The sequence below is a fragment of the Pseudomonas amygdali genome (assembly GCF_002699855.1).
GTDB lineage: Bacteria > Pseudomonadota > Gammaproteobacteria > Pseudomonadales > Pseudomonadaceae > Aquipseudomonas > Aquipseudomonas amygdali.
Genome location: NZ_LKBW01000026.1, coordinates 1 through 16,047 on the forward strand (window position 1 = coordinate 1; position 16,047 = coordinate 16,047).

Annotated in this window: 19 protein-coding genes and 1 riboswitch; of the genes, 10 read left to right on the forward strand and 9 right to left on the reverse strand. The window is 58.6% G+C overall.

Features of this window, described 5'->3' with window-relative positions:
• The first annotated feature begins 203 nt into the window (after positions 1–203).
• Complete coding sequence (locus tag AO277_RS03325; RefSeq protein WP_044319544.1) at positions 204–1,202, forward strand: methyltransferase; 999 nt, start codon at positions 204–206, stop codon at positions 1,200–1,202.
• Positions 1,203–1,240: 38 nt separating this feature from the next.
• A riboswitch (yybP-ykoY riboswitch) is annotated at positions 1,241–1,379 on the forward strand.
• Positions 1,380–1,448: 69 nt separating this feature from the next.
• Positions 1,449–2,033 carry a TMEM165/GDT1 family protein gene (locus AO277_RS03330; RefSeq protein ID WP_002552184.1) on the forward strand — a complete coding sequence of 195 codons (585 nt, stop codon included), beginning with the start codon at positions 1,449–1,451 and terminating at the stop codon, positions 2,031–2,033.
• 51 nt (positions 2,034–2,084) lie between these two features.
• On the opposite strand, the gene AO277_RS03335 is transcribed toward AO277_RS03330, so the two are convergent.
• From AO277_RS03335 to AO277_RS03350, 4 genes are all read right to left on the reverse strand, one after another.
• Complete coding sequence (locus AO277_RS03335) at positions 2,085–2,903, reverse strand: M48 family metallopeptidase (protein WP_031597635.1); 819 nt, start codon at positions 2,901–2,903, stop codon at positions 2,085–2,087.
• Positions 2,904–3,085: 182 nt separating this feature from the next.
• On the reverse strand, positions 3,086–3,715 hold the full coding sequence (locus AO277_RS03340) for an SOS response-associated peptidase (protein ID WP_044319545.1): 630 nt from the start codon (positions 3,713–3,715) through the stop codon (positions 3,086–3,088).
• A 29-nt stretch (positions 3,716–3,744) separates the two neighbouring features.
• On the reverse strand, positions 3,745–4,005 hold the full coding sequence (locus AO277_RS03345) for a putative signal transducing protein (RefSeq protein ID WP_002552182.1): 261 nt from the start codon (positions 4,003–4,005) through the stop codon (positions 3,745–3,747).
• On the reverse strand, positions 4,005–4,187 hold the full coding sequence (locus AO277_RS03350) for a CPXCG motif-containing cysteine-rich protein (protein WP_002552181.1): 183 nt from the start codon (positions 4,185–4,187) through the stop codon (positions 4,005–4,007). The genes AO277_RS03345 and AO277_RS03350 overlap by 1 nt, the downstream gene beginning before the upstream one ends.
• Positions 4,188–4,293: 106 nt before the next feature.
• Here AO277_RS03350 and AO277_RS03355 point away from each other — a divergent pair, with 106 nt between their 5' ends.
• Positions 4,294–5,457, forward strand: a complete 1,164-nt coding sequence (locus tag AO277_RS03355) for a 1-acyl-sn-glycerol-3-phosphate acyltransferase (protein ID WP_044319546.1) — start codon at positions 4,294–4,296, stop codon at positions 5,455–5,457.
• Between the two features lie 280 nt (positions 5,458–5,737).
• Positions 5,738–5,944, forward strand: coding sequence for a hypothetical protein (locus AO277_RS03360; RefSeq protein WP_002552179.1), 207 nt, complete (start codon positions 5,738–5,740; stop codon positions 5,942–5,944).
• An 89-nt stretch (positions 5,945–6,033) separates the two neighbouring features.
• Here the strand turns inward: AO277_RS03360 and AO277_RS03365 are convergent, their stop codons facing one another.
• A complete protein-coding gene (locus AO277_RS03365) occupies positions 6,034–6,615 on the reverse strand; it encodes a YajG family lipoprotein (RefSeq protein ID WP_002552178.1) in 582 nt (193 codons plus the stop codon).
• Positions 6,616–6,843: 228 nt separating this feature from the next.
• Between AO277_RS03365 and AO277_RS03370 the strand changes: the two genes are divergently transcribed.
• Positions 6,844–7,077 carry a hypothetical protein gene (locus AO277_RS03370; protein WP_044319547.1) on the forward strand — a complete coding sequence of 78 codons (234 nt, stop codon included), beginning with the start codon at positions 6,844–6,846 and terminating at the stop codon, positions 7,075–7,077.
• Positions 7,078–7,798: 721 nt separating this feature from the next.
• Entirely contained in the window at positions 7,799–9,307 is a 1,509-nt protein-coding gene (mqo, locus tag AO277_RS03375; RefSeq protein ID WP_044319548.1) for a malate dehydrogenase (quinone), read from the forward strand.
• Positions 9,308–9,409: 102 nt separating this feature from the next.
• Here mqo and AO277_RS03380 read toward each other — a convergent pair whose 3' ends face one another.
• Positions 9,410–10,306: a homocysteine S-methyltransferase family protein gene (locus tag AO277_RS03380; RefSeq protein WP_044319549.1), complete on the reverse strand. Its 897-nt coding sequence runs from the start codon at positions 10,304–10,306 to the stop codon at positions 9,410–9,412.
• 111 nt (positions 10,307–10,417) lie between these two features.
• Between AO277_RS03380 and AO277_RS03385 the strand changes: the two genes are divergently transcribed.
• Together AO277_RS03385 and AO277_RS03390 are read left to right on the forward strand one after the other, a co-directional pair.
• A complete protein-coding gene (locus AO277_RS03385; protein WP_044319550.1) occupies positions 10,418–11,239 on the forward strand; it encodes an ABC transporter substrate-binding protein in 822 nt (273 codons plus the stop codon).
• Positions 11,236–12,069, forward strand: a complete 834-nt coding sequence (locus tag AO277_RS03390; protein WP_044319551.1) for an amino acid ABC transporter permease — start codon at positions 11,236–11,238, stop codon at positions 12,067–12,069. Before AO277_RS03385 ends, AO277_RS03390 begins: the two co-directional genes overlap by 4 nt.
• 158 nt (positions 12,070–12,227) lie before the next feature.
• On the opposite strand, the gene AO277_RS03395 is transcribed toward AO277_RS03390, so the two are convergent.
• The 3 genes from AO277_RS03395 to AO277_RS03405 all read right to left on the reverse strand — a co-directional run bounded on the left by AO277_RS03395 (position 12,228) and on the right by AO277_RS03405 (position 13,709).
• Positions 12,228–12,515, reverse strand: coding sequence for a PA4642 family protein (locus tag AO277_RS03395; RefSeq protein ID WP_044319552.1), 288 nt, complete (start codon positions 12,513–12,515; stop codon positions 12,228–12,230).
• A gap of 66 nt (positions 12,516–12,581) precedes the next feature.
• Positions 12,582–13,085 carry a hypothetical protein gene (locus AO277_RS03400; RefSeq protein WP_002552172.1) on the reverse strand — a complete coding sequence of 168 codons (504 nt, stop codon included), beginning with the start codon at positions 13,083–13,085 and terminating at the stop codon, positions 12,582–12,584.
• A 66-nt stretch (positions 13,086–13,151) separates the two neighbouring features.
• Positions 13,152–13,709 carry a hypoxanthine-guanine phosphoribosyltransferase gene (locus AO277_RS03405; RefSeq protein ID WP_044319553.1) on the reverse strand — a complete coding sequence of 186 codons (558 nt, stop codon included), beginning with the start codon at positions 13,707–13,709 and terminating at the stop codon, positions 13,152–13,154.
• Between the two features lie 207 nt (positions 13,710–13,916).
• On the opposite strand from AO277_RS03405, the gene upp reads away from it, so the two are divergent.
• Together upp and AO277_RS03415 are read left to right on the forward strand one after the other, a co-directional pair.
• Complete coding sequence (gene upp / locus AO277_RS03410) at positions 13,917–14,555, forward strand: uracil phosphoribosyltransferase (RefSeq protein ID WP_044319554.1); 639 nt, start codon at positions 13,917–13,919, stop codon at positions 14,553–14,555.
• 4 nt (positions 14,556–14,559) lie between these two features.
• Positions 14,560–15,837: a uracil-xanthine permease family protein gene (locus tag AO277_RS03415; RefSeq protein ID WP_002552169.1), complete on the forward strand. Its 1,278-nt coding sequence runs from the start codon at positions 14,560–14,562 to the stop codon at positions 15,835–15,837.
• Positions 15,838–16,047 lie beyond the last annotated feature (210 nt).

The following is a 16,047-nucleotide window of genomic DNA, read 5'->3' on the forward strand; positions in this document are numbered from 1 at the left end:
CAGGATGCAGGCCGCCAAGGCAGCGTAAGTGGATAATTGTCCAACCTTCGGGGGGCATACCAGAGCGTGCGGAACGATCATCTCAACTATCGTACGATCATCTCGAATATCGTGCGACGCTCCGCGTCGCATGCCGCTCCGGACGCTCCGCGTCCTCCTGACCCATATCCTGTTAGACTGCGCGCTTTTTCAGGAGCCATTCCATGGACCCGCGCAGTGAAGTGTTACTCCGTCAGGCCGAGCTGTTTCAGGGCTCGCTGTTGCTGGTCGGGCTGCCCGCCGATGACCTGCTCGGAAAACTGCCGGACGCGCGTGGATGGTGCTGGCATGCCGGTGATCAGGCCGCGCTGGATGCGCGGTTCGAGGGCCGCGTGGATTTCGGCGTTGAAGCGCCAGAGGCCGCCTTCGAAGCCGCCGTGCTGTTCCTGCCCAAAGCCCGCGATCTGACAGACTACCTGCTCAACGCCCTGGCTTCCCGCCTGGCAGGGCGCGAGTTGTTTGTGGTCGGCGAGAAACGTGGCGGTATCGAAGCGGCTGCAAAGCAACTGAGCCCCTTCGGCCGCGCGCGCAAGCTCGACAGTGCCCGCCACTGCCAGCTCTGGCAGGTCACTGTCGAGAACGCACCACAAGCCGTTACGCTGGAAAGCCTCGCCAGGCCCTACCAGATCGACCTGCAGGACGGCCCGCTCACAGTCGTCAGCCTGCCCGGCGTTTTCAGCCATGGCCGACTTGATCGTGGTTCGGCGCTTTTGCTGGAAAACATCGACAAGCTGCCGAGCGGCAACCTGCTCGACTTCGGCTGTGGTGCCGGCGTACTCGGTGCAGCGGTCAAGCGTCGCTACCCGCACAACGACGTCATCATGCTGGACGTGGATGCGTTCGCAACCGCAAGTTCGCGCCTGACCCTCGCCGCCAATGGCCTGCAAGCCCAGGTGCTGACCGGTGACGGAATCGACGCAGCGCCAATGGGTTTGAACACGATTCTCAGCAACCCTCCGTTCCATGTGGGGGTTCATACCGACTACATGGCAACGGAAAACCTGCTGAGAAAAGCACGCCAACATCTTAAATCAGGCGGTGAACTACGCCTTGTCGCGAATAACTTTCTGCGTTATCAGCCACTGATCGAAGAGCACGTCGGGCAATGTGAAGTCAGGGCTCAGGGCAGCGGTTTTAAAATCTACAGCGCCAAACGCTCCTGAAATAAGCACTTGCCGAAACGTTTTTGCGGAGGCAGAATCCGCTCCGTCCTAGGGGAGTAGTCTCCCACGAGCGCCATGCTCGTCCGGCACGTATCAACATACTTGGTCTTCAGACCATGGTACGTGCGACCCGGAATCCGCTCAGACGGATCGGTGGTTTGACAAGACCTATGACACGAACACCTTACCCGGGGCGGGGAGGTCGTACGTGTCATAGCCGTGTCGACCCGCCCCTTAGGAAACCTGATGCTGGAATCATTCTTAATCCCTACCGCTGTGGTTGCGCTCGCCGAAATCGGTGACAAGACGCAATTGCTCGCACTCATTCTCGCCGCACGCTTTCGCAAACCCTGGCCGATCATTGCGGGCATTGTCGCCGCAACGCTGGCCAACCATGCGGCAGCAGGCGCTGTAGGTGCATGGTTCAGCAGCTTCCTGTCAGACGCAGTGCTGCACTGGATCCTCGCGGCCAGCTTTACGGCGACGGCGCTGTGGACGCTGGTTCCAGACAAGATGGACGATGACGAAGCCAGCACGGCACGTAAATTCGGCCCGTTCATGACTACGTTGATCACCTTCTTCATCGCCGAAATCGGTGACAAGACGCAGATCGCCACAGTCATGCTGGCAGCGCAGTATTCCTACCTGTGGCTGGTGATTCTCGGCACCACGGTGGGCATGCTGCTGGCCAACGTGCCGGTGGTGCTGGCGGGCAATTTTGCCGCCGAGAAATTGCCATTGACCCTGATTCGCCGCCTGGCTGCCTGTGCGTTTTTCGTGCTGGCACTGGTGGCGGTGTACAAGGCAATGCAGGTCAGCGGCTGGGTGTGATGCATTCCCGTGGCGTTGCGCAACACGCAACGCCACGGGTGTTTCAGCCGATCAGGATTTGGGGGCTGCCTCATACAGCGGCATCACTTTGGGAATCGCGGCCTGCAGCGAAGCAATGCGACTCTGCGACGCCGGGTGAGTACTCATGAACTCTGGCTGCGAACCCCCGGAGTTCTGGGTCATTTTCTGCCACAGGGTAATGGCCGCATTCGGGTTGTAACCCGCACGCGCAGCCAGCTCCAGGCCAATCAGGTCGGCTTCGTTTTCATTACTGCGGCTATTGGGCAGTGTCAGGCTGTAATTGACCACAGTGTCGGCCAACGCCAGGCTGTCTTGCCCAAGCCCCAGAAAGGCACCCGCCCCCTGCTTGGCCATCGCCACACCGTAAGCCTTGGACATCGCCTCACGCCCGTGCTCACGCAAGGCATGGGCGATCTCGTGTCCCATGACCGCAGCGATTTCATCGTCGCTCAGCTTGAGGGTGTCGATCAGACCGGTGTAAACGAAGATCTTGCCGCCCGGACCACAGTTGGCGTTCAGTTCGTCACTTTTGATCAGGTTGACTTCCCACTGCCATTGAGCCGAATCAGGACGCAGTTTCGGGGCCTGGGCGATCAGCCGATCAGCGATTGCGTGAACACGTTTGGCGTTGGCGCTGGTGGTATCCAGCACACCTTTGCTGGTCGCTTCGCCGACGGTCTGCTGATAGGACTGGGCGTACATTTTGTTGACTTCATCGGTGGAGAGCATGCTGAACATGTACTGCTTGCGCTCCACACCAACCGAGTCACCACTGGTGGTATTGACTGCCTGACACCCGCCGAGCAGCAACGCAGCGCTCAAGGCACAGAGGGCAAATGACTGACGCATGGTGAATCTCCTTGTTTGTGAAACGGCCATTGCGGGGCAGATCTCTGCGCCAGATACCGGCCAACTGGCATCTTGGTCTTTGAGAGAGGTGGATGGTTCCCGCAGGTATGTCCAGTTTGTATCAGATGCGCTTCAAGGCGGATATCGGATTTGTCTGATTCATCGGTCTTATCCCTGCCCGTCTAACTCAATGGCGTCAGACATTCAGGTGCATTGAGCTTCGGATCGTTGAGCAGATTGGCCAGTGGTCGCTCTCGCAATGCGGTCTGCGGAGCTGCCAGCAACGCTTGCAGGGTCGGCAGCGGTGTGTCGGCAGCCAGCCAGGCTTTCTGGCCGCTGGCATCCAGAATCAGCGGGCGACGCTGAGTCGCAGCCGCCTGCGTGACCACCGCCACGCTCAGGTACGTATGCCCCTGCACCGGATAGGCTTCCCAGATGGCGGCGAAAAACAGCGCGGCGCCCTCCCCCGGCGTCAGCCAGAACGGACGCTTGCGCAGTGTGCCGCGCCACTCGTAAAAGCCGTTGGCGGGCAGCAGGCAGCGGCGATGGGTAAAGGCATCACGAAACATGGGTTGCTCGGCCACGGTTTCGGCGCGTGCATGGGCAGGTGTTTTCGACAGATCGGTGAGCCAGGCCGGGGTCAAACCCCAACGCGCACGCACCAGCTCGATCCCGCCCTCGTTTTCAGCGGCACGCATGATCAACACCCAGTCGGCTGGCGAAATGTTCCATTGCGCCTGCTGGTCGGCGGGAAAACCGGGCAAGGCGGCAAAGGCAGGGGTCCAGCGAAACAGGGCGAAGCGTCCACACATGGGGGCTAATCAGACTCTATTGAAGGTGCTCAGCACACCAGTACATCGGGAAAGTCGTCCGGCTCATCGCCAGACAAGGGCGAAGCGCTATTGTACGCAGTGATCAGCTCGCGTGCCTGTTCGACCTGTGCGTCGTCGACCTTGAGCGCCAGAAGCCCCAGCCCCGGCAGCTCGCCCATCGCACCGAGCAGGTCGCGACCGGCCAGATGCGCCTCGATGCCTTCGCTGGCGAGCATCGCCAGCAGCAACTCGGCCTCCATGAGGTTCTCGGGCTCGTAGATCTTTTGCATCACTCGTTCTCGCTGCGAACATCCAGGTTCCAGTCTTCGCCGTCGGTCTGCAGATCGAAAATGATCGGGCGGCAACAGACCGGACAGTCTTCAATGTACTGTTGATCGCCACCGGACAGGTCCAGTACGGCCTCGACAGGTTCGCCGCAATAAGGGCAGTCGTAACTCTGTAATTCCTGCATCACGGTCTCCGGGATCAGTTATGCGTATAATTGCCCCATTCTTCAGAAGGCTGTTTTAACAAGTACGTCTTCTTTTTACCCTATCCGATTCCAACAAGAGAGCATGATGGGCGAATTTGATGCCATCCGACCGTACAACGATGCAGAAGTCCCCGCCGTCTTGGCACGCCTGCTGAGCGACAAAGCCTTTCTCGCAATTCTGACCCGATTCCGTTTTCCCCGCCTGGCGGGCGCATTCGGCTGGCTGCTGCAGCCGACACTGGCGCGCAAGCTGCGTCGCGAGTTTGCCGGTATCGACTCGGTCGCCACGCTGCAGGACAAAGTCGAATATTACGTCGACCACACCATCGAGCGCGCTACGGACGGAGTCACCTATACCGGCGTCGAGCAGCTCAAGTCCGGTTGTGCCTATCTGTTTCTGGCCAACCACCGCGATATCGTCATGGACCCGGCGTTCGTCAACTATGCCGTGTACCACTCAGGCCTGCCAACTCCGCGCATTGCCATTGGCGACAACCTGCTGCAGAAGCCGTTTGTCAGCGATCTGATGCGCCTGAACAAGAGCTTCATCGTGCACCGCTCGATTATCGGGCGGCGCGAGAAAATGGCGGCTTACCAATTGCTGTCGGCGTATATCAACCACTCGATCACCAAGGATTGCCAGTCCATCTGGATCGCCCAGGCCGAAGGCCGCGCGAAGGATGGTGACGACCGCACCGAGTCGGCGATCCTCAAGATGTTTCACATGAGCCGCAAGGATGAACCGTTTGGCGACGTGATTCGCTCTCTGAACCTGATCCCGGTTTCGATCAGCTATGAGTACGATCCGTGCGACAGCGCCAAAGCGCGCGAGCTGTACATTCGTGCGACCACCGGCTCATACACCAAGACGCCGGGCGAAGACGACGTGAGCATTGCACTGGGTATCACCGGTTATAAAGGTCGCGTGGATGTGAACTTCGCGCCGCCGATCACCGAGCACTTCGAGGACACCAAGCAACTGGCTATCGAAATGGACCGGCAGATTCTAGGCGGCTATCGTCTGTTCCCGGTGCATTACCTGGCGTACGCGCAATGGAGCGACGCCGACCCGAGCCTCGACGTACCGCCAGCGTCCGCAGTGTTTGCGGCCGACGAACTCGAACGCGCCAAAGATGAATGGGAAGGCCGCCTGGCAGGCGTGCCGACCGAGCATCGCCCTTACCTGATTCAGCAGTACGCGACACCGGTACGCAACCAATATCGGGTCAAGGCCGGGTTGGCGCTTTAAGAACCGGAACGTCTATCGTGCCCATGCTCCGCGTGGGTACGCCGTTCTGGACGCTCGTCGGCGCGCCGTGACGCAGAGCGTCACCCAAGGCATTCCTACACTGGAGCGTGAGGAACGATAGGTGTACGGGAGAGCACGTATCATGTCCGTGCTCCGCATATTCATGCAGCCCCAGAAACATCCTGCATGACAATTCGCTGCTGCTGTCACCCAAGCGTAACGTGACACCCTCATTGTGTGGCTCCTCGAGAAACGGACTTCCCTCTTTTTGGAGCTTGTCATGCTGCACGCAAAAAATCAGGATCGCCTTTACCTCATCGCCCAGAGCGATGAACAGCAGGAGTTGATCGACGGTCTGGCCTTCAACGTTCAGGACCGCCACTGGCTGGTCTATTGTGCACTGGGCGGGCACGTTCATCATGACCTGCCGGATATGGATCAGAACACCGGTTTCAGTTTTCTGGATTTTTATCAGCAGGCAGCTTGAGCCTGACAACGGCCTCACGGCCTATACCGAATAAAGCAAAAAGCCCGGCCCCTTCAACAAGGGCCGGGCTTTTTGTCTAGCGCTGAAGCTTACTGCGCCAGGGTCGAACCGATGGTCGGGTCCTGGAAGACGCGGGTCAGTGCATCGCTCAACACGTCACTCACCAGCTTGGTGTTGGTTTCCTGGTTCGGAGCCATGCCGAAACGCTGATCCAGCGATGCTGCGTAACGCCCGCTGTAGCTGCGACCGTTATTGCGTACGTCAGCGCGGAATGTCGAGCTGATGGTGGCTTCAGTCACGTACAGACCTTCTTTGGGCGACTGGTACTTCAAGTCTGCCAGGGTCACGGTCAACTGCGGAGCGTTGCCACCCTGAGTCGGCGTAAAGCCCAACAGGCGTACTGCCGCCTCGGCCTGAGCCTGGAGCTTGGGAACGATATCCGCACCGTTGACGCTGATGGCGCTGGTTTCCGGGTACATGCCGCCACGCGTGCCCAGCGTCGGGCCAGGACGGCCGTCGACTACGCGCACCACTACAGGCTGACCACGTCCTACGGCCGCAAGCTGTGCGTTGAGCTTGGGAGTGGGGCTGAGTTGTTGCGGACTGTGGGCACAGCCCACCAGGGTCAAACTGCTTACAGCAAGCAAACCGAACAAAATGCGACGCAGCATGCTCATTTCTCCATGGGCCAGACACTGAATGTGCCGCAGTATAGCGGCCAGCAACAGCCGCTAACCAGAGGGCGCTGACCGTTAAACCTCGGACATTCGGCACGTCTCGGGGTTCAGGCAGCAGCTCAGGCAATGATTCGTGCAGCGCAATGTAATCAGGGCGTCACATCCAGTCGGCAGACTCGCCCTCATCGCACAGACGCTCACCCACGTCACAGGAGCTGCGCCATGAATCTGTTCCGGTCTTTGTTCACCACACGCCACCAGCATCGCCATTACGCACGCATTGATCAGACGGGCATCTGCCGCGCATTCAAGCATTGTGCGCAACGCCCGTCTGGCGTCGAATGGGTTGAAGTGAACGAGCAACGACTTGCCTGGCTGAACCAGCCACTGCCCGCCAGCGCCCGAGTGGCGCAGCGTAGCGCGAGTTCAACGCGCGGCCAGTTGCTCACCGCCTGACCCGACAGCGAATAAAAGTCATTTAAAGCGATCAATTCCTGCCATTTCATCGCTATAATCTCCCCCCGATTATAAGGACGTCTCCTGATCGGGCCTCGCAGCATTGCTAATCGCCGTATTAGTGCCTTCGTACTGCCCACAGAGAGCCGCCCACACAGGTCATGTGCGCACGAGTGTGCTCGATGAAAGGTGAAGAATGCTCGAATCGTATCGAACCTTTCTCGCCCGCCAGCGCCTCACTCTTGGTGCCCCTGACCTGCCAGCGCTGTCATCGCAGCCATTTTGAGGTTTGGTTCACGTTCCCAAAAGGACGTGAAAAACGGGTTTCACTACTTCACAAGAGTGTGGCGAGCAAATGAATAGGTACGCGTTTGTAAATGCACCATCAGCCTCTGAACCGGCTCTCTTGAACAGGACTGACCGCGACTGCGCCTCCATGACCGGAGCCTGACGCCATCGACAGGAGCCCATCGGGCGATGGGCTCCCTGACGATGGTCGAATGGCCTTGCGGGCCTGGAAATGCGTTCATGAAACATTGATGAACCATGACCGGGCCTGACCGGGACCTGCGCTTTAGATGCGGAAAATTGCGAAGAATCGGTCAGGCGATCCTGGCCAGGAAAGCGAGGGCACCCTTTTGATCCAGACCCCGAACACCTGGCAACCAGCCTCAGGATCGTATGCCGTCAATTTGGTGCTGCAGATTTTGGAGACGCGTTAATGGCGCATAACGAAGCAGTCGACGTAGTACTGGTCGGAGCGGGCATCATGAGTGCCACTCTGGCGGTGTTGCTCAAGGAGCTCGACCCCGGCCTCAAGCTGGAAGTCGTTGAGCTGATGGACTCCGGTGCTGCGGAGAGTTCCAACCCGTGGAACAACGCCGGTACCGGCCACGCTGGTCTTTGCGAGCTGAACTACACGCCGCCTGCGGCTGATGGCTCCATCGACATCAAGAAAGCGGTGCACATCAACACCCAGTTCGAAGTCTCGAAACAGTTCTGGGCTTACCTGGCGCGCAAAGGCACCTTCGGTTCAGCCCGTTCCTTCATCAATCCGGTCCCGCACCTGAGCTTTGTGCAAGGCGAAAACGGCATCTCGTTCCTCAAGACCCGTTTTGAAGCCATGAGCAAGCATCACGCCTTCTCGTCGATGGAATACACCGAAGACAAGGCAAAGCTGGCCGAGTGGATGCCGCTGATGATGCCTGGGCGGCCTGCTGATGAAAGAATTGCCGCAACACGCATGATGAACGGCACCGACGTCAATTTTGGCGCACTGACCAATCAACTGCTCAGCCATCTGTCCAGCGCTCCGGGCACGCAGATCAAGTACCGCAGCCGGGTCACCAATCTGACCCGCAATGGCGTAGGCTGGACCGTGAGCGTCAAGGACGTGAATGGTGGCGGCACACGTGAGATAGATGCCAAATTCGTATTCCTCGGTGCAGGTGGCGCAGCATTGCCGCTGCTGCAACTGTCGGGCATCGAAGAGAGCAAGGGTTTTGGTGGCTTCCCGGTGAGCGGCCAGTGGCTGCGTTGCGACAACCCGGAAGTGGTCAAACACCATCAGGCCAAGGTCTATAGCCAGGCAGCCGTGGGTTCGCCGCCCATGTCGGTGCCGCACCTGGACACCCGCGTAGTCGACGGTAAGAAGTCCCTGCTGTTCGGACCGTATGCCGGCTTCACCACCAAGTTCCTCAAGCACGGTTCGTTTCTCGACCTGCCGTTATCGGTACGCGTCGCCAACATCAAACCGATGCTGGCAGTGGCCCGTGACAACATGGACCTGACCAAGTACCTGGTCAGCGAAGTGATGCAATCGATGGAGCAACGCCTGGAATCGCTGCGCCGCTTCTATCCGGAAGCGAAAGCCGAAGACTGGCGTCTCGAAATTGCCGGCCAGCGGGTGCAGATCATCAAGAAAGATGCAAAAAAAGGCGGCGTGCTGCAATTCGGTACCGAGCTGGTGTCCGCAAAGGACGGCTCACTGGCCGCCCTGCTGGGTGCTTCGCCGGGGGCTTCTGTCACCGTGTCGATCATGCTGGAACTGCTGGAACGCTGCTTCCCGGAGAAAACCCGCACCGAGTGGGCTGCCAAACTCGACGAGATTTTCCCGGCTCGGGAAAAGATCCTCGAAACCGACGCGCAGTTGTATAACCGCGTCAGCGCCCAGAATGACGAGGCGCTGGAACTGGTCGAGAAAAGCAGTCAGGAACAGAGTTTCGCCTGAGCTGATTGCGGTGTCATGAAAGCCCTGCGCATCTGACACGCTATATAAACAAAAAGCCCCGTGGCTCTGCCGAGTCACGGGGCTTTTTGTTGCGAATGTCAGTCAGAGGCTTTTGGACAATACGGCGATGTGCTCCGGACCAATTCCGCAGCAGCCGCCGATGTGCGTGGCACCGCGCGTTACCCAGTCTGCCGCCCACTGTTGATAACCCTGCGGGTCAAGGTCTTCGCGCAGCTCATCCAGACCGTCGTTGGCCTTGGCGTCCTTGGGTTGCGGCGGGAAAGCGTTGGCGTAGGCACCAATGGCAATGTCGACGTTCAGGGCTTTGAACACCTCACGCGCCGCATCGATTGCACCGCCGATCACCTCTGGTTGGCTGCAGTTGAACAGCAGCGTCGCCACGCCCATCCCGGCTGCAGCCTTTGCCGCGTCGGCAACGGACTCGCCTGAACGCAACCGCGGCACCTCATCGGTGTCTTCATCCTGAAGGGTAAACGACAACCAGAACGGTTTGCCGTCATTGGGCAGCCCGGCGCGGATGGTTTGCGCTTCAAGAATGCAGCTTTGCGTCTCGGCCAGCCACAGATCGACATACGGCGACAAGCCGGCCACCAGCGGCCTCAGGACATCGGCGGCCAGCTCCGGCTTGTACAGGTCAGGGCGATAGGAGCCGAACAATGGCGGAATGGAACCTGCCACCTGTGCACGCCCGCCGGAAGCGTCGGCCGTTTCACGCGCCAGTCGCCCGGCCAGCGCTGCCAGTGCCTGACCTTCACGGGCAAAGCGCTCTTCACCAATATGGAAAGGCACGACGGCATAGCTGTTACTGGTGATGACCTGAGCACCACTTTCGATGTAAGCGGCGTGTACCGCACTGACGGCCTCAGGTGCCTCGCTCAATGCCAGAGCCGACCATTCAGGCTGGCGAAACGGGGCACCGCGGCGCTGCAGTTCACGGCCCATGCCACCATCAAGAATTACAGTTGTGCCTTGCGTCATATGTGATCTGCTTATATGTATATGAAAAAAACTCATTATGAGTCAGTCTTGTATAACGTATTTAATACGGCCCTTTAATCAAACTACAAACACTTTTTTCAGGGGATATCTGTGAATTATCGCGCTCTGCTGGGCATTGGCCTGGTTACTCTGGCTGCCTCCACTCAAGCCCTGGCCGGTGCCACGCTGGATCGCGTGCAGAAAAACAAAGAGCTGGTCAACGTCCTCATGGAAAGTTACCCGCCCTTTTCTTTCCTGAATGACAAGAACGAACTGGACGGTTTCGACGTGGATGTCGCCAAGGCTGTGGCGCAGAAACTGGGCGTCAAGTTGCACCTCGAAACACCCTCTTGGGATGTTATCGCAGCAGGTCACTGGAGTGGCCGTTACGACATCTGCGTCTGCTCGATGACCCCGAGCAAGGCACGCGCTGAAGTCTTCAACTTCCCGGTCGAGTATTACGCATCGCCTGCGGTGATTGTGGTCAATGCCTCGGATGATCGCATTCATTCGGCCAAGGACCTGAGCGGCAAGAAAGTCGGCCTGACCAGCGCCTCGAGCTACGAAAGCTACCTGAACAAGAATCTGGTCATTGATGGCGCGGAAGACAAGCCATTGCAGTACCCGTTCGACGACGTGCAGATTGCCCCGTACGACAACGACAATGTGGCGTTTCAAGACCTGGGGCTGGGCGCTGGCAAGCGGCTGGACGCCATACTGACCAATCTGGTGACGGCAAAACCGCGTCTGGACCAGGACAAGCGCTTCAAGCTGGCGGGCGAAACGCTGTACGAAGAACCCAACTCCGTGGCCATCGAAAAGGACGACCCGGAATGGGACGCCAAGGTTCGCGAAGTGTTCGCCGAACTCAAGAAAGACGGCACGCTGAGCAAGCTGTCGCAAAAGTGGATCGGTGCTGATATCAGCAAATGACTTCTTTCCTGCCCCAGCGCCCACCCGAGCAGGCTGATCAAGGCCTGCTCAAGCGAGTTTTCGGTTTCCGTACGCGGCTGTACCTGACCTGGCTGGTCATGTTTGTGCTGTTCGCCGGCTTCTTTCTGAGTTTCGACCTGAAGCTTGCGATCATCCTCGACAAACTGCCCAACCTGATCGGCCTGCACCTGGCTCCCAACGGTTTCCTGCAAGGCGCTGCGCTGACGCTTTTTGTGTCGCTGTGTTCGATTGTGGTTTCAGTGCTGCTGGGTTTTGTCACCGCGTTGGCGAGGCTGTCCAGTAGTGCCGTGGCGTTCGGCATCGCCAGCTTTTATGCGTCGTTCTTTCGCGGCACGCCGCTGCTGATCCAGATTCTGCTGATCTATCTCGGCTTGCCGCAACTGGGCATCGTGCCCGGCGCCATCACGGCGGGCGTCATCGCGTTGTCGCTCAACTACGGGGCTTACCTGAGCGAGATTTTTCGCGCTGGAATCATCGGCGTCGCAGCCGGACAGCGAGAAGCGGCACTGGCCCTGGCATTGCGCCCTGCGCAGATATTCTGGCGCGTCACCCTGCCCCAGGCCATGCGCACGATCATTCCGCCGACCACCAACCAGTTCATCTCCATGCTCAAGGATTCGTCACTGATTTCAGTGATGGGCGTCTGGGAGGTGATGTTTCTGGCCCAGTCGTATGGCCGCTCCAGCTATCGATACATCGAAATGCTGACCACCGCAGCGGTGCTGTACTGGATCATGTCGATCGGCCTGGAGCTGTTGCAGTCCAGGCTGGAGCGGCACTACGGCAAGGCGTATCAGGCGCGCAAATAGGGCTGAAACGTTGGTTGATTAACTGATAATACATATTACTGTGGGAGCGAGCTTGCTCGCGAAGAGGCGCGTCATTCACAAAGGATTTATCGTCCGAAATAAAGCCTTCGCGAACAAGTTCGCTCCCACCTGAAAAGCGTTTCAGCCAAATTCAGGTTTCAACTACGGGCTTTTTCGATCAGTTCGATGTATTCATCGGCATTACGCTGATCCTTGATCAGGGCAATGAAGTCGTTGCCGTGCTCGTCCTTGCAATCGAAGTCGTGGCCCGCTTCCCTGAAAAAAACCAGAAAGCGCTCAAAATCGTTGATGCGCAGCCCACGGTAGGCCTTGATCAGTTTGTGCAGCGACGGCGAGGTAGCATCATATGGCTCGAAGTCGAGGAACAGTTTGATCTGCTCATCGCCGATCTCATCGCCAATCAGCTGCTTCTTATCTTTACGCATTACAGGCTCCAGCAGGTCGCAGACACTTTCACGGGCGGGCAGTTTACCCCTCGGCAAGCACAGCGCTCAACGCGCACGTGCAGAGGTGGTATGCAAATCGGCCCAGATATGCCCGTTGGCGTAACTGAGGAACTGGCAATAAACCTTCTCGTTGCGAAGCAAGTCGACCAGCACGCGGTACTGGGCCAGTGGGTAATAAAGCGTCAGGGTGCTGGTTGGCTCGTCGTAGGTCGGTTTTTTCAGGCTTTTGCTGTCGCCGCCATCAAAGTGCACAAGCACCTGTGAAATGGACGCGCCCTTGTTCAGCGACTTGCCTTTGAGGCGCAACGACAGAGGGGAAGTAACCGGAATCGGCTGCTGGCTGGATTGCCGCTGGTTACCGGCAACGATGGTGTACTCGGTGACACGCATCAACTGTTGCTGCTCGGGCACACCTTCGCGCAGGCTCAGGTCGTCAGGCGGCAGGTATTGATCGTGCATGGGGCTGGCCGAAACCGGCGCAGCAGGTGCGGCAACTGCCAGACCAGACAACAGCACCAACGCCACGGCGCCGGGAATCAGTAGCTTCATTGAGGGTTTCCAGATAATTGCGAATCGACGACCGCCCCTGTTCGCAGAAGCGGTCGTCAGAATGCCTTACATCCCTTTGACGGCATAGATGCCGGCAGCATTACGCCAGTAGCCTTTGTAGTCCATACCGAAACCGAAGATGTAACGGTCGATGCATGGCAGGCCTACGTAGTCGGCCTTCAGGTCCGGGCGGGCCTTGCGGTCGTGGTCTTTATCGATCAGCACGGCAGTGTGCACAGCGCGGGCACCGGCGTGTTTGCAGAAGTCGATGATGGCGCCCAGGGTGTGACCTTCATCGAGGATGTCGTCGATGATCAGCACGTCACGGTTGATGAACGAGACTTCGGGTTTGGCTTTCCAGAACAGATCGCCGCCAGTGGTTTCGTTGCGATAGCGTGTTGCGTGCAGGTAGGACGCTTCCAGCGGGAAATTCAGATGAGTCAGCAGCTTGCCAGAGAAAATCAGGCCGCCATTCATCACGCAGAACACAACCGGGTTGCGTTCGGCCAGTTCGGCATTGATCTGCGCGCCGACGCGGGCAATGGCAGCATCCACTTCGGCCTCGGTGTACAGGCAGTCGGCTTCGCGCATGATTTGACGGATATGCTCGAGATCAGCGGACATGACGCTCTCCAGGTAAGGCAGTTTGAGAAAAGCGGGCAAAGGTACGCATCCGTTCAAGCCAGAGCAAGTGATTCTGGACTAACGTTGCGAGTGTCTTGCAAAAGCCGCGAACGTCGAAGCTTCGTAACGATACTGCACGTGCTTTAAGACAGTAACAGCTGAATAGATTAACCTAGACCGATTTTTGCCCCGCTGGAGCCTTTCCCCATGCCTATTCGTGAGATCCGTCACCCACTGATCCGCCACAAACTCGGCCTTATGCGCCGTGCCGACATCAGCACCAAGAATTTTCGTGAGCTGGCTCAGGAAGTCGGCGCACTGCTGACCTACGAAGCCACCGCCGACCTGACCCTGGAAAACTACGACATTCAGGGCTGGGCCGGTACGGTTTCAGTCGAGAAAATCGCGGGCAAGAAAATCACTGTAGTGCCGATCCTGCGCGCCGGTATCGGCATGCTCGACGGCGTCCTCAGCCTGATTCCGGGTGCCAAGGTCAGCGCGGTCGGCGTGGCCCGTAACGAAGAAACCCTGCAGGCACACACTTACCTGGAAAAACTGGTCCCGGAAATCGACCAGCGCCTGGCAATGATCATCGACCCGATGCTGGCCACCGGCAGCTCGATGGTCGCCACCATTGACCTGCTGAAGAAGGCTGGCTGCAAGGAAATCCGAGCGATGGTTCTGGTCGCGGCACCTGAAGGCATCGCTGCCGTAGAGAAGGCACACCCGGACGTGATGATCTACACCGCCTCCATCGACGAGCGTCTGAACGAACACGGTTACATCATTCCGGGCCTGGGCGATGCCGGTGACAAGATTTTCGGCACCAAACAGAAGGACGCGTAACCCGATGACGCAGCAGGAGTTCAACGATCCACTGTGGCGCACGATTCTTTCCGGCGCGCAAATGCTGTTCGTGGCCTTTGGCGCACTGGTATTGATGCCGCTGATCACCGGGCTCGATCCAAACGTGGCGCTGTTTACGGCAGGCCTTGGCACATTGCTGTTCCAGATTGTCACTGGGCGTCAGGTCCCGGTGTTTCTGGCCTCGAGCTTTGCGTTCATCACCCCGATCATCCTCGCCAAGGGCCAGTTCGGTCTGGCCGCGACCATGGGTGGCGTGATGGCAGCAGGCTTCGTCTACACCTTTCTCGGTCTGGCGGTGAAGATCAAGGGCACAGGTTTCATCGACCGGCTGCTGCCTCCGGTGGTGATAGGGCCGGTGATTATTTCCATCGGTCTGGCCATGGCCCCGATTGCGGCCAATATGGCGATGGGCAAGACCGGCGACGGCGTAGTGCTGATTCCTTATCAGACCGCCATGCTGATTTCGATGCCCGCGTTGCTCACGACTCTGATCGTGGCGGTATTCGGCAAAGGCATTTTCCGTCTGGTGCCAATTATATCAGGTGTGCTGGTGGGCTTTGCGCTGTCGTTCTACTTTGGTGTAGTCGACACTAAAAAGATTGCTGACGCGGCCTGGCTGGCACTGCCGCACTTCACCGCACCGGAATTCAATTGGCAGGCGATTCTGTTCATCGTCCCGGTTGCTCTGGCCCCGGCCATCGAGCACATCGGCGGCGTGATCGCAGTCGGCAGTGTGACCGGGCGCGACTACCTGAAAAAGCCGGGCCTGCATCGCACGCTGTTCGGTGATGGCATCGCCACGACAGCGGCAGGCCTGTTTGGCGGCCCGCCCAACACCACTTACGCCGAAGTGACCGGCGCAGTGATGCTGACCAAGAACTACAACCCGCAGATCATGATCTGGGCGTCGTTCTTCGCCATAACACTGGCATTCATCGGCAAGTTCGGTGCGTTGCTGCAGAGTATTCCGGTGCCGGTAATGGGCGGGATTCTGTGCCTGCTGTTCGGTTCGATTGCAGCGGTGGGGATGAACACGCTGATCCGCCACAAGATCGACCTGGCCGAAGCCCGCAACCTGGTCATCGTCTCGGTGACGCTGGTATTCGGCATCGGCGGCGTACTGATCGGCACCGGCAACGGTCCGAACGACTTTGGCCTGAAGGGCATCGCCCTGTGCGCCATCACCGCGATCATCCTCAATCTGGTCCTGCCGGGACATGACAGCTGGAAGCGCAACAAGCCGGATGATCAGTTGCTGTAATGGCTGGAGCGTGAGGCACGATAGTTTGACTATCGTGCGACGCTCCGCGTCGGCATGCCGTACTGGACGCTTCGCGTCCGATTTTGAAGCTGTGGCGCTGCACAGATCTGTGACGCAGAGCGTCACCCAAGGCATTCCCACGCTTGAGTGGTATGCCCCCCGAAGGTTGGACAATTATCCACTTACGCTGCCTTGGCGGCCTGCATCCTG